Origin of the sequence: Pseudomonas cavernae, from assembly GCF_003595175.1 — a bacterium.
Taxonomy (GTDB): domain Bacteria; phylum Pseudomonadota; class Gammaproteobacteria; order Pseudomonadales; family Pseudomonadaceae; genus Aquipseudomonas; species Aquipseudomonas cavernae.
Map to the genome: position 1 here is coordinate 2,477,849 of NZ_CP032419.1, position 11,683 is coordinate 2,489,531.

11 protein-coding genes are annotated in these 11,683 nt (G+C 62.8%); 7 read left to right on the plus strand and 4 right to left on the minus strand.

Annotation, left to right across the window (positions count from 1 at the left end; translation table 11 throughout):
- The first annotated feature begins 80 nt into the window (after positions 1-80).
- The 5 genes from D3880_RS11380 to D3880_RS11400 all read left to right on the plus strand — a co-directional run bounded on the left by D3880_RS11380 (position 81) and on the right by D3880_RS11400 (position 4,780).
- Positions 81-1,310 (plus strand): acyl-CoA dehydrogenase, encoded by a 1,230-nt coding sequence (locus D3880_RS11380; RefSeq protein ID WP_119893559.1) that lies wholly within the window; start codon positions 81-83, stop codon positions 1,308-1,310.
- Between the two features lie 410 nt (positions 1,311-1,720).
- Positions 1,721-2,278 carry a sigma-70 family RNA polymerase sigma factor gene (locus D3880_RS11385; protein WP_218567565.1) on the plus strand — a complete coding sequence of 186 codons (558 nt, stop codon included), beginning with the start codon at positions 1,721-1,723 and terminating at the stop codon, positions 2,276-2,278.
- Complete coding sequence (locus D3880_RS11390; protein ID WP_119893560.1) at positions 2,275-3,015, plus strand: anti-sigma factor; 741 nt, start codon at positions 2,275-2,277, stop codon at positions 3,013-3,015. Before D3880_RS11385 ends, D3880_RS11390 begins: the two co-directional genes overlap by 4 nt.
- Positions 3,016-3,093: 78 nt before the next feature.
- The gene (locus D3880_RS11395; protein ID WP_119893561.1) at positions 3,094-3,654 is read left to right on the plus strand and encodes a fasciclin domain-containing protein; all 561 of its coding nucleotides are present in this window, start codon (positions 3,094-3,096) and stop codon (positions 3,652-3,654) included.
- A gap of 232 nt (positions 3,655-3,886) precedes the next feature.
- Positions 3,887-4,780 carry a hypothetical protein gene (locus tag D3880_RS11400; protein WP_162934984.1) on the plus strand — a complete coding sequence of 298 codons (894 nt, stop codon included), beginning with the start codon at positions 3,887-3,889 and terminating at the stop codon, positions 4,778-4,780.
- Between the two features lie 253 nt (positions 4,781-5,033).
- Here D3880_RS11400 and D3880_RS11405 read toward each other — a convergent pair whose 3' ends face one another.
- Together D3880_RS11405 and D3880_RS11410 are read right to left on the minus strand one after the other, a co-directional pair.
- Positions 5,034-5,225: a hypothetical protein gene (locus D3880_RS11405; RefSeq protein ID WP_119893563.1), complete on the minus strand. Its 192-nt coding sequence runs from the start codon at positions 5,223-5,225 to the stop codon at positions 5,034-5,036.
- A 24-nt stretch (positions 5,226-5,249) separates the two neighbouring features.
- A complete protein-coding gene (locus D3880_RS11410) occupies positions 5,250-6,236 on the minus strand; it encodes a TerC family protein (protein ID WP_119893564.1) in 987 nt (328 codons plus the stop codon).
- A gap of 501 nt (positions 6,237-6,737) precedes the next feature.
- Here D3880_RS11410 and D3880_RS11415 point away from each other — a divergent pair.
- A complete protein-coding gene (locus D3880_RS11415) occupies positions 6,738-7,928 on the plus strand; it encodes an MFS transporter (RefSeq protein WP_119893565.1) in 1,191 nt (396 codons plus the stop codon).
- A 127-nt stretch (positions 7,929-8,055) separates the two neighbouring features.
- On the opposite strand, the gene D3880_RS11420 is transcribed toward D3880_RS11415, so the two are convergent.
- Complete coding sequence (locus D3880_RS11420; protein WP_119893566.1) at positions 8,056-9,432, minus strand: substrate-binding domain-containing protein; 1,377 nt, start codon at positions 9,430-9,432, stop codon at positions 8,056-8,058.
- Between the two features lie 463 nt (positions 9,433-9,895).
- Positions 9,896-10,708, minus strand: a complete 813-nt coding sequence (gene xthA / locus D3880_RS11425) for an exodeoxyribonuclease III (protein WP_119893567.1) — start codon at positions 10,706-10,708, stop codon at positions 9,896-9,898.
- A 265-nt stretch (positions 10,709-10,973) separates the two neighbouring features.
- Here xthA and D3880_RS11430 point away from each other — a divergent pair, with 265 nt between their 5' ends.
- Positions 10,974-11,588: a GNAT family N-acetyltransferase gene (locus D3880_RS11430; protein WP_420800828.1), complete on the plus strand. Its 615-nt coding sequence runs from the start codon at positions 10,974-10,976 to the stop codon at positions 11,586-11,588.
- The last annotated feature ends 95 nt before the right edge of the window (positions 11,589-11,683 follow it).

Sequence of the window (11,683 nt, forward strand, 5' to 3'; positions counted from 1 at the left end):
TGAGAATAGGTTAGATAAATCGTAATTGCTGTTCTAGGATCACTCTCACCTCTCAATAGCCCGTCAGAAGGTAGCCCTCGATGGATTTCGCCTATTCCCCCAAGGTTCAAGAACTGCGTGAGCGCGTCACCGCATTCATGGACGCCTACGTCTACCCGGCCGAGCCGGTGTTCGAGAAGCAGGTTGCCGAAGGCGACCGCTGGCAGCCGACGGCGATCATGGAAGAGCTGAAGGCCAAGGCCAAAGCCGAAGGGCTGTGGAACCTGTTCCTGCCGGAGTCCGATTACGGCGCCGGCCTGACCAACATGGAATACGCGCCGCTGGCCGAGATCATGGGCCGCTCGCTGATGGGTTCAGAGCCGTTCAACTGCTCGGCGCCGGACACCGGCAACATGGAAACCTTGGTGCGTTACGCCACCGAAGCACAGAAGAAACAGTGGCTGGAGCCGCTGCTCTCCGGTGAGATCCGTTCGGCCTTCGCCATGACCGAGCCGGGCGTGGCCTCGTCCGACGCCACCAACATGGAAGCCCGCGCGGTGCGCGAGGGTGACGAGTGGGTGATCAACGGCCGCAAGTGGTGGACCTCCGGCGCCTGCGACCCACGCTGCAAGATCATGATCTTCATGGGCCTGACCAATCCGGACGGTCCGCGTCATCAGCAGCACTCGATGATCCTGGTGCCGACCGACACCCCGGGGGTGAAGATCCTGCGTCCGCTGCCGGTGTTCGGCTACGACGACGCCCCGCACGGCCACGCCGAAGTGCTGTTCGAGAACGTGCGTGTGCCCTACGAGAATGTGCTGCTCGGCGAGGGCCGCGGTTTCGAGATCGCCCAGGGTCGCCTCGGCCCAGGCCGCATCCACCACTGCATGCGTTCGATCGGCATGGCCGAGCGCGCGCTGGAACTGATGTGCAAGCGCGCCGCCAGCCGTACCGCGTTCGGCCGGCCGCTGGCCCGCCTGGGTGGCAACATCGACCACATCGCCAATTCGCGCATCGAGATCAACCAGGCCCGCCTGCTGACCCTCAACGCGGCGTACATGATGGATACCGTGGGCAACAAGATCGCCCAGAGCGAGATCGCCCAGATCAAGGTGGTGGCACCGAACGTTGCGTTGAGCGTGATCGACCGCGCCATCCAGATCCACGGTGGTGCCGGTGTCTCCAATGACACGCCGCTGGCGTACTTCTACGCCATGCAGCGCACCCTGCGCCTGGCCGATGGTCCGGACGAAGTGCACCGCGCGGCGATCGGCAAGTTCGAGATCGGCAAATACGTGCCTAAGGAAATGCTCCGCAGCAGCCACTGAGTGCCGCTTTAACGCCAAGGCCCGCAATTGCGGGCCTTGGCGTTTGTGGGCTGCAGGGCTACGGCTTGGTGCACGTCGGTCTTTTGGATTGCTCCGCTGCGGGCCTGCACAAGCGCTATTCCGCGATAAAGCTGCGGTCCCGCCTTCGCGCACTACAACAAACAGCAGCCGCCTAGCGCCTTGAAATACCGCTCGCCACGGGAGTTTAGGCGCTTGGCTGGGTCCTCGACTTAACGGCGTGCCGGTGTCCGGTTCGATAGGGGCAACGCCAGACGCCTTCCCGCTGTATCCACCATTCGCCGAGGAGAGGTTGTAGGGGAATCCGCCGCTCGAAAAAAAATCTACGCTACCCAGAGTGGGTACCTACAGGTTCGGAGGAAAAAACCTCCAGAACACCAGGGGTGATAGGAATGATGGATGCCGACGAAAGCAGGCAACTACTGAGCGGCATGTTGCGGGCCGTGGCAAATCACGACCGCAGCGCCTTTGCCGCGCTGTACCGGCTGACATCGGCCAAGTTGTTTGGTATCTGCCTGCGCATGCTGCCGCAACGTAGCGATGCCGAAGATGTACTCCAGGAGGTGTATGTCACCGTATGGCATAAGGCCACGCTGTACGACGGTCAGCGGGCGAGCCCGATCACTTGGCTGGCCATGATCGCGCGCAACAAGTCCATCGATCGCCTGCGCGTCAGTGGCGTTGAACGGCACAATGAGCCCATAGAACTGCTCGAGCGCATGCATGAGCCCGAGCCGGCCAGCGACCCAGTCGAAATCGACGCTGAGCGGCGGCGTCTCGATCAGTGCCTGGCCGCTTTGGAGGATCGTCAACGCTGCGTCATCCGCACGGCGTTCTTCGATGGCTGTACCTATGAAGAACTGGCCAGTCGCAGCGGCGTGCCGCTGGGAACCATGAAAAGCTGGATTCGTCGAGGCCTGTTGCGCCTCAAGGAGTGCCTGGAAAAATGAATACACTCGACGAACCAGGCGAAGACGATGACGAACTTCGGATCGCCGAATATGTGCTGGGTGTACTTGACGCCCCAGAGCGTAAAGCCATAGAGACGCTGATCGCCAGCGATGTCGAATTCGCTGACCGATATGCCGCCTGGCAGGAACGCCTGGCCCCCTTGGCCAGCGAAATCGAACCGGTCGCGACTCCCGACTATCTCTGGTCGAGCATCGCGGCGCAGTTGCACTTTCCTGCTGCTCCTACTCCGCAGCGGGTCGAGCCGGCGCCAACAAAATTGAGATTCTGGGACAGCCTGGTGCTATGGCGTTGGCTCACTGCCGGTGGCTTTGCGTTGACCTTGCTCCTGGGGAGTCTGCTGTTGCTGAATATTCGCCCGGCGACCGATACGACTTCGCTTCCCGCCCTGACCGCCACCTTGCAACTGGAGAGTGGACAGGCCGTGTTTACAACCAGCATCGACACCCTGCGTCAGCGCATCATCGTTATCCCGAGCGCACCGGTTGAGCTCGCCGGCAGGGTCGCTGAACTGTGGTTGATCGCTCCCGGGCAGAAGCCTTATTCCCTCGGTCTGCTCGCCGCGGACCGGGCGATAACCTTGCCGATACCGCCCGACATCCGAAGCGTGACCCAGCCCCAAGCCGTGTTCGCAATCTCCCTGGAACCGCCTGGCGGGTCACCGACCGGGCAGCCGACCGGGCCGGTTATCGCCAAGGGCGAAATTTTCAGTCTCTGAGTGCATCCGCAGGCCCAGCTACTCCGTAACTCTTATGCGCCTCGATTGGAGCGCATCCCTGAACTACGGAGAACCACCATGAAACTGATTCGCCATAGCCTGGCTGCTGTCTGCCTTTCACTCGCCGCCGGATCGGTATTGCCCGCATTGGCAGCCGATAGCGTGATGGTCGGCGGCGCGGCCATGTATCCCAGCAAGACCATCGTTGAAAACGCGATGAACTCACAGGATCACACCACCCTGGTGGCAGCCGTCAAAGCCGCCGGTCTGGTCGACACCCTCAACAGCAAGGGACCGTTCACCGTCTTCGCCCCGACCAACGCAGCCTTTGCCGCCCTGCCGGCTGGTACGGTCGATAGCCTGTTGAAGCCGGAGAACAAGGCGACCCTGAGCAAGATCCTGACCTACCACGTGGTTGCCGGTAATCACACGGGGCATGAGCTGATGGCCGCCGCGAAGAAAGGGGGCGGCTGGACCAAGTTGACGTCTGTCGAAGGCGAGCCATTGATCATCAAGGAGCATGGGGAAATGCTCACCGTGACTGATGCGAAGGGCGTCTCTTCCGCAGTCACCATCGCCGATGTGAAGCAGTCCAATGGCGTCATTCATGTCGTGGATAAGGTGCTGATGCCCAAATAGGCAGGTCCAGCCTGAAGCGCCAGGGACGGCGCTGTAAGCCAACTCTGGCCACAGGCATCGAGGATGTTTTAGCCCCGGGCTCAGGCCGCGCTGTTGCGGGAGAAGCGGCGGGCGAAACCGTCCGCAACACGTCGCTTGGAATCGCGACGCACTGGGCACATTTTCCGGCCCTCAGCAGGTCACGCACCCTGACCTTTAGTGCCGAGAGCGTCCATCCGAGAGGAGACACATCATGCGCACATCAGCTTTCAGCCGTTTTACCTTCACCCCACGTCGCGCCGTCCTTTCTGCATTGCTCACGGCGAGCCTGCTGGGTGGGGCTGGGATGGCCCTGGCCGGGGATCAGCCTGACCCCCAGCGACCGATCGAAGTGAACCAGACCGACGGTTTCGGCAACGAACGCCTGGTCGCCTTCACTTACTTCATGAACTTCGACTGCGTCCATGGGCCCTTCGACAACTTCGATAACAACAAGGACGAACTCGGTAATCCGAAGGTCGCAGCCGTGGACCCGGACCAGTTCCAGACCGGCGACCCGCAGGCGCGCCAGACATCGGGATGCGTGGTGGGGGTGCAACCCGGGCTGGACCCTGCCGGCAAACCGGTCGAGCAAACGGAAAAGCTCTTTGTCATAGTGCCCTTCTTCGACAAGGGCGGCGAGGCAGCCACGCCGGAGCTGACGGGCGCGCTGAGACAGCTGTTCGGGTTCGTCCCGGAGGCGTTCAACCCGACACCCCAGGTAGCCGTGCAATGTCCTGAGCCCGGCTTGCCCCTCACCCAGCACCAAGGTGCCTTCGGTACCTGCACCATGCATCCCAAGCAGTTGGACCTCGGCCCCGTGCTGACGGCCCTGGGCAAGAATCCGGACGCCACCCCGCTCAACGTGCCGCTGCCGAATCACAGCCACATCATTCGAGGTGCCAATTTCGGTGCCGTGTGGTGGCAGATTATCGTCGTGCTGATTAACGATGCGAATTTCTGGCCGGATGCGAATGGCATGACGCCCACCGGGCAGATGTTGAACTCCGTCGAGGCGCTTCGCGCCGTGCAGGCGGCCGGCAAAGCCTCGGCGGATGTGCCGAGCAACTTCTTCCTGTTCTTCGACTCGCGTCAGTTCCAGCACTGAAGTCGACGCCTTGACAAGGGTTGCCCCGTGGTCAGTTCGCTGACCGCGGGGCGTAGTTGATGGGGGCGCTTAGTGCTGCATGGGGGAGGTTTTTGTGTAGGAGCGGATTTATCCGCGAATCAGGGATAAAGGTAGTGCCAAACCTTTCGCGAATGGGTTTGCGCCTACAGGTTTGGAATGAGCTGACCGCCCACCGGGTAAGGGATGCTGCACCCAGGATGCAGGCCGGGACGCGCAGCGGGTGTCTGGAACCTCAGGGCGGCGTGGGATCACTGCTGTCCAGGTCATCGCTCTGCTGGTGCAACCAGTGCACGCGCAGGTGCAACTGGGCGGCGAAGGCGCGGGCAGCCTGTTCCTGCGCGAAGGTCACGCAGCGGCGCCCGAGGCGCACTTGCCACAGCTGCTTGCCGCGCCTGTCGACGGATTCGATCTGCACATCCTGCATGTCCACGGCCTTCTTACTCTCCAGCTAGCTCTGCTCGGCTTTGTCGCGCGTCCTCAACAGTGATAGCAGAACGCCGCCAGCCAGCAGGCCGAAGGTTACGCCAAGCGAGAGCCAGGCGGGAATCTTGCCGATGATGCCGTGCAGGAAAATCTTCCCGCCGATGAAGATCAGCACCAGCGCCAGGGCGTATTTCAGGTAGACGAAGCGGTACATCAGCGCCGCCAGGGTGAAATACAGCGCGCGTAGACCGAGGATGGCGAAGATGTTCGAGGTGTAGACGATGAACGGGTCCTGGGTGATGGCGAACACCGCCGGCACGCTGTCGACGGCGAACACCAGGTCGGCCAGCTCGATCAGCACCAGGGCGAGAAACAGCGGGGTGGCGTACAGCAGCGTCTGGCTCTCGCCGGTCTTGCGCAGGCGCACGAAGAAATGGCCGGCGTGCAGTTCGTCGGTGACGCGGATATGCCGGCGCAGAAAACGCAGCATCGGGTTCTGCGTCAGGTCCGGATGGGCCTCTTGCTGGCTGAACAGCATTTTCACCCCGGTGATCAGCAGGAAGGCGCCGAACACATAGAGGATCCAGTCGAACTCCTTAATCAGCGCCGTACCCAGGCCGATCATGATGGCGCGCAGGATGATCACCCCGAGGATGCCCCAGAACAGCACGCGGTGCTGATAGCGGCGGGGGATGGCGAAGAAGCCGAGGATAGTCGCCATGACGAAGACGTTGTCCATCGACAGCGACTGCTCGACCAGGAAGCCGGTATAGAACTCCAACGCGCTCTGCGTCCCCAGCTCATGCCAGACCCACACGCCAAACAACACACCGACGGCGAAATAGCCGCTGTACAGCAGCAGGCTTTCGCGCATTTCGATTTCGTGCTGATCGCGGTGCAGGACGCCGAGGTCGAGCACCAGCAGGGCAAGGACGATGCTGATGAACACCAGCCACAGCCAAGTGGCGGTGCCGAGGAATTCGCCGGTGAAGAACGCGTGTAGAGCTTCCATTGAGCCCCTCCTTGGATGTCGGACGTTGACGAATCAACAGTGACTCCGACATCACGGTGAATGATCACCGCCAGAGGGGCCCGGTGCCACTCCACCAAGGCTAGGAGCGCCGGCGCCGCCCTGGCAAGCGCAGGGGTGTAAGAAATTGCGTCCTCAGGCGGAACCGGCGAGCTGGCGATTGCGCCACCGGGCTGCGCAGTACCGTGGGTTGGGTGGAGCGCAGCGATACCCAACGAACCGTAGTCCACGGGTATCGCTACGCTCAACCCATCCTACCGATGAGCTCCAGGCGTAAGCCGGGGCGCCGCATTACCCGTCAGCCAGGCTGTCAGCACATCCCGAAGCGGTAGGCGCGAATTCATTCGCGAACGGGCTTGGCCCTTGCTCGCGGATCAATCCGCGCCTACAAAAACACTGACCCAGGCAACACGCCACTGGGACATAGCCTTCGGAAAGGCGTAGTCGTAAAGCCTCCGGCTTAACCACACCCAGGTAAAAGATATGGCAGTGCTGGCAGGCACATCGACTCAAGTCATCCCACGGACGGTCTGGGCGCTGGGATTCGTCAGCCTGTTCATGGATTTATCGTCGGAGCTGGTGCATAGCCTGTTGCCCGTGTTTCTGGTGGGCACGCTGGGCGTGAGCATGCTGACCGTCGGACTGATCGAGGGGGTGGCGGAGGCGACTGCGCTGATCGTTAAAGTCTTTTCCGGGGCGATCAGTGACTTCATCGGTCGTCGGAAAGGATTATTGCTGCTCGGCTACGGCCTGGCGGCGCTGACCAAGCCGTTGTTTCCCCTGGCAGCCTCGGCAGAGATGGTCTTTAGCGCCCGATTCCTGGACCGGATAGGCAAGGGCATTCGCGGCGCGCCACGTGACGCGCTAGTCGCTGATGTGGCCCCGCCGGCCATCCGCGGCGCCTGTTTCGGGTTGCGTCAGTCAATGGATACCGTGGGTGCCTTTTTAGGGCCAATCCTGGCGATCCTGCTGATGCTTTGGTTGGCCGCCGATATTGCGCTGGTGTTGTGGTTTGCAGTGATTCCCGCACTGCTGGCGGTCGGACTGCTCTTCTTCGCGGTGAGTGAGCCGCACCACGAAACGACGCCACACCATTTCCGTTCGCCCATCCGTCTCAACGTATTGGGCCAGTTCTCGCAGGCCTACTGGTGGGTCGTAGGGATAGGCGCGATCTTCGCCCTGGCGCGCTTCAGCGAAGCGTTTCTGGTGTTGCGTGCGCAGCAACTGGGGTTTTCCGTCACCTGGGTACCCCTGGTCATGGTCGTGATGGCGGGGTTCTACATGCTCTCGGCCTACCCGGTGGGGAAATGGTCAGATCGCATCAGCCGCCCAGCCTTGCTGAGTGCCGGTTTGCTGCTGCTGATCCTGGCCGACCTGGTGTTGGCCTGCGCCGAATCAGTCGCCATGGTTCTGCTCGGCGTCGCCCTGTGGGGGCTGCACATGGGGTTCAGCCAAGGCACTTTGGCGACCCTGGTAGCGGACACGGCACCTGCCGATCTCAAGGGCACCGCCTTCGGCCTATTCAACCTTGTGAGCGGGATCGCGTTGCTGCTGGCCAGCGTATTTGCCGGCTGGCTCTGGCAGGTTTACGGCGCTGCGGTGGCCTTCTACGCCGGGGCAGGGTTTTCTGCAGCGTCGCTGCTGCTGCTTTTGATCAGGCGGCGATTGCGCTGAAGCCTGACCGTCATGGCCAGGCGCAGGTCCCGCTAGAGCGCTCAGCGTCTCTTGCACGGCAATGCTCCAGTCGCTGAGCGCAGCAAGACCCATCAGGATGAATGTCCTGACTCCCCCCTTGCTTCGCCTAGTAAACCCAGACCTCTACCCGGCGATTCTTCAAACGGCCATCCTCGACGTCGTTGGCGGCCACCGGCAGCCGGTCGCCGAGCCCGGTGATCTCGCGGAAGGCCACCCCGTGGCGGGCCAATTCGCGGCGCACGGCCATGGCGCGCAGCTTCGACAGCAGCGCGGCGCGGGCCGGATCGAGCTTGGGGTCGCCGAAACCGACCAGCACCACCTGCTGATTCAGCTTGTCGTGGCTCTGCAGATAGTCCAGCACCCGCTCGAGGTCGCGCTGCGCCTTGTTGTCCAGCGTCGCGCTGCCTTCCTGAAAGCGGAAGTTCACCGACAGCCGCCGCGCTTGGCTGGCGAGTGTGCGGTAATCATCGGGCATTGCCGGGTTCGGCGTGACCTGGATGGCCTGCACGGTCTGGGCGATGAAGCCGTTCTGCTCGACGATCGCCTGGCCACGCGGGCTGTGGGCGAACTGCACCAGAGCCTGGGCCCAGGGGTTCGCCTGGCCGGGCAGGACGTAGAAGAACAGCCGGCGCGACAGCGGATAGTCCTCGGTGGCGATCTGCGAGGTGGAGGGCGGCAGCGGCTGCGACTCGCCATCGGCGATGGCCACGGCCTTGGCCTGGCGGATATAGGGCAGGCCGATGAAACCGATGCCATGGACATCCTGGCTGACCAAGTCGGACAGCTGCTCGCTGGACTCAAAGCGCTTGGCATTCGCTGCCAGCACCTTGCCGTGGGCGGCCAGGACCAGTTCCTTGAAGGTGTCATAGGTGCCGGAGTTGTCATCGCGCGCGTAAACGTGGATCTCGCCGCCACGGCCGCCAATTTCCTCCCAGGTGCGCACTTCACCGGCGAAGATCCGTGCCAGTTGCTCGGTGTTCAGGGTGCTCAGCGGGTTGCTCGGATGCAGGATGATCGCCAGGCCGTCGAGGGCGATGATCTGTTCGGCGGCCCGACTTTTCAGGTCGCCGAGCGCGGCCAGTTGCTGCACTTCACTTGCCTTGATCGGGCGCGAGGAAGCAGCCAAGTCGGCGCTGCCGTCCTTGAGGGCGACGAAGCCGGTGCCCGAGCCGTGAGCGGCGACTTCGATGCGTACTTCCCGGCCATCCGCCGAGCGACCGACGACCCGCTGTTCGTTTTCTGCGGAGCCTTGCTGGATGTGGATATCGCGAAGTCCCCGTTCCTCGAACAGGCCCTTGACCAGCGCCGGCCCCAGTTTGGCGCCGATGGTGTTGGAGCCCTGAATGCGCAGCACCGTGGTCGAGGCGTCGGGCTGAGCGGCGAACACCGACCAGGGCAGGGCGTAGCAGATGAAGCCGAGCAGCAGCCAGCTGATGGTGGCGGGCCAGGAATCCGCCGGTCGGCGGGAGAGGGGGGGCAGCATGAGCGCGTCCTTGGAGTGATCCGATGGCCGGCAGGCTAAGCAGCAAAGATGACAGGAGCGTGACGAAATGATGTCACGCCTGCGCGGTCGGCTCTGGCAGAACGGCTTTCTCCGGTGCGACGAGAGCAAGCTGTCGAGGCAGCGCCCCCTGCGGTTGGCATATTCCCCGACGGCGGTGAACACTCTGATGGCGTCGAAGGCATAAGCGGGCGGTATGCCGTGTGCCTGGAGCGACTGTTCCCCGGTCGGAGATGAGCTGCAACAAAAAAGCCCGGCGGTATCTCGGATACCGCCGGGCTTTTTTAGGTTCTGTACGAAAACTGCCTGCGCTCGGTGATGCTGCGTTAAAAAGTGGTTCGGACTGCTCATTTACAACTCGTAAACTCCGCGTCCTCGCCACTTTTTGCCTTGCCTGACCTTCGCTCGGCGACTTTTCGTACAGAACCTAGGGTGCGGAAGGTGACTAGCTCAGCTCCAGCCAGATCGGCGCGTGATCGGAGGGCTTCTCCATGGCGCGCAACTCGTAGTCGACCCCGGCGTCCTTGAACCGCGCCAGCAGCGGGTCGGAGGCCAGGATCACGTCGATGCGCAGGCCGCGCTTGGGTTCGTCCTCGAAGCCGCGGCTGCGGTAGTCGAACCAGCTGAAGCGGTCGCTGACCGTCGGGTTGAGGTGGCGGAAGCTGTCCACCAGGCCCCAGCTCTTCAGGGTCGCCAGCCATTCGCGCTCTTCCGGCAGGAAGCTGCACTTGCCGGTCTTCAGCCAGCGCAGGCGGTTGACCTCGCCGATGCCGATGTCACTGTCTTCCGGCGAGATGTTGATATCGCCCATCACCACCAGCGGCTGGCTGGGCAGGAACTGGTTGATCAGCAGCTGCTGCAGATCGGTATAGAAGCGCTGCTTGGCCGGAAACTTGGTCGGATGGTCGCGGCTTTCGCCCTGGGGGAAGTAGCCGTTCATGATGGTGATCGGGTTGCCCTGGGCATCGGCGAAGGTGCCCCAGATGAAACGCCGCTGCGCTTCCTCGTCATCGCCGGGAAAGCCTTTGTTCAGCACCAGCGGTTCCTGGCGCGAGAGCAGGGCCACGCCGTAGTGACCCTTCTGGCCGTGGTAGTGCACGTGGTAGCCGAGCTGACGGATTTCCGCTTCGGGGAACTGCTCATCGCTGACCTTGGTCTCCTGCAGACCGATGACATCCGGCTGGTGTTTGTCGATCAGCGCCGCCAGTTGATGGGGGCGGGCGCGCAGGCCATTGATATTGAAAGAAACGATCTTCATGGCGGGCCATCCTGGGAAAAGCCCGATGCTAGCCCATCACCTCCGACGCGGCCAGTCGCCTGGCAGCTGCCATGGCCCGGTGCTAACGTGGCTGAGAACCTGACTCGGATCTGCTGCACGTCGGCTATACGGCGTTAAAAATGGCTGACTCTAGCTCGCGAGACCCGAAACAGGCTCTGCGGGCCGAAAAAATACCGATAACAATAACTAGAGGTCACCGTGAATGCCGAACTCCCATCTTCCCAGCGCTCCCGTTGAAATCCGCATGCTCGATAGCAGCTTCGTCCGCGAGGCGCGTTCGCTGCTGTACCACGCCTATCGCCATGAGCCGACCTTCGCTTACCTGTTCGAGGCCGAGCGTCCGGGCTATGACCAGCGCGTGCGCGCCACCGTGCGTGAACTGGTGCTGCAGCATTTCGCCGAGGAGCTGCCGGCCATCGGCCTGCTGATCGAGGACCGCCTGGTCGGTATCGCCCTGGTAGCGCCGCCGCAACGTCGTCTGGACATCACCGAGAGCTGGGGTTGGCGTTTGCGCATGTTGCTGACCACCGGTTTCCGCTGCACCAAACGCTATCTGGAATACCACGACGCCGTGCTCGCCTGCCTGCCGCCTGGGCCGTACCACGTGCTGCCGCTGCTCGGCGTGCATCCGGAGTTCCAGGGCCATCACCTCGGCGAGCAGCTGCTCACCGCCCTGCACGACTGGTGCGCCGAGGACACCGGCTCGCAAGGCGTGGTGCTGGATACCGGCAACCCGCGCTATCTGGACTTCTATGCCCGCCAGGGCTACGAGGAAATCGGCGAGGTGGCGGTCGGGCCGATCCGTGAGCACGTGTTCTTCCATCCCAACCCGCGCCCGGCGGCGCTGGCCAGCGCATAGCTTGGGTTGGGGCCTGCGCTCAACCCGATTGACGACTCCGCGCTCTGCGGCGGACCGCTCTAGCCAGCGGCCGCCGCCGTGCTAGCATCCGCGCC

What these genes read in the sequence shown, in the direction of transcription:
- D3880_RS11380 (WP_119893559.1), top strand. Translation starts at nt 81, where the DNA reads ATGGATTTCGCCTATTCCCCCAAGGTTCAAGAACTGCGTGAGCGCGTC.
- D3880_RS11385 (WP_218567565.1), top strand. Translation starts at nt 1,721, where the DNA reads ATGATGGATGCCGACGAAAGCAGGCAACTACTGAGCGGCATGTTGCGG.
- D3880_RS11390 (WP_119893560.1), top strand. Translation starts at nt 2,275, where the DNA reads ATGAATACACTCGACGAACCAGGCGAAGACGATGACGAACTTCGGATC.
- D3880_RS11395 (WP_119893561.1), top strand. Translation starts at nt 3,094, where the DNA reads ATGAAACTGATTCGCCATAGCCTGGCTGCTGTCTGCCTTTCACTCGCC.
- D3880_RS11400 (WP_162934984.1), top strand. Translation starts at nt 3,887, where the DNA reads ATGCGCACATCAGCTTTCAGCCGTTTTACCTTCACCCCACGTCGCGCC.
- D3880_RS11405 (WP_119893563.1), bottom strand. Translation starts at nt 5,225, where the DNA reads ATGCAGGATGTGCAGATCGAATCCGTCGACAGGCGCGGCAAGCAGCTG.
- D3880_RS11410 (WP_119893564.1), bottom strand. Translation starts at nt 6,236, where the DNA reads ATGGAAGCTCTACACGCGTTCTTCACCGGCGAATTCCTCGGCACCGCC.
- D3880_RS11415 (WP_119893565.1), top strand. Translation starts at nt 6,738, where the DNA reads ATGGCAGTGCTGGCAGGCACATCGACTCAAGTCATCCCACGGACGGTC.
- D3880_RS11420 (WP_119893566.1), bottom strand. Translation starts at nt 9,432, where the DNA reads ATGCTGCCCCCCCTCTCCCGCCGACCGGCGGATTCCTGGCCCGCCACC.
- xthA (WP_119893567.1), bottom strand. Translation starts at nt 10,708, where the DNA reads ATGAAGATCGTTTCTTTCAATATCAATGGCCTGCGCGCCCGCCCCCAT.
- D3880_RS11430 (WP_420800828.1), top strand. Translation starts at nt 10,974, where the DNA reads ATGCTCGATAGCAGCTTCGTCCGCGAGGCGCGTTCGCTGCTGTACCAC.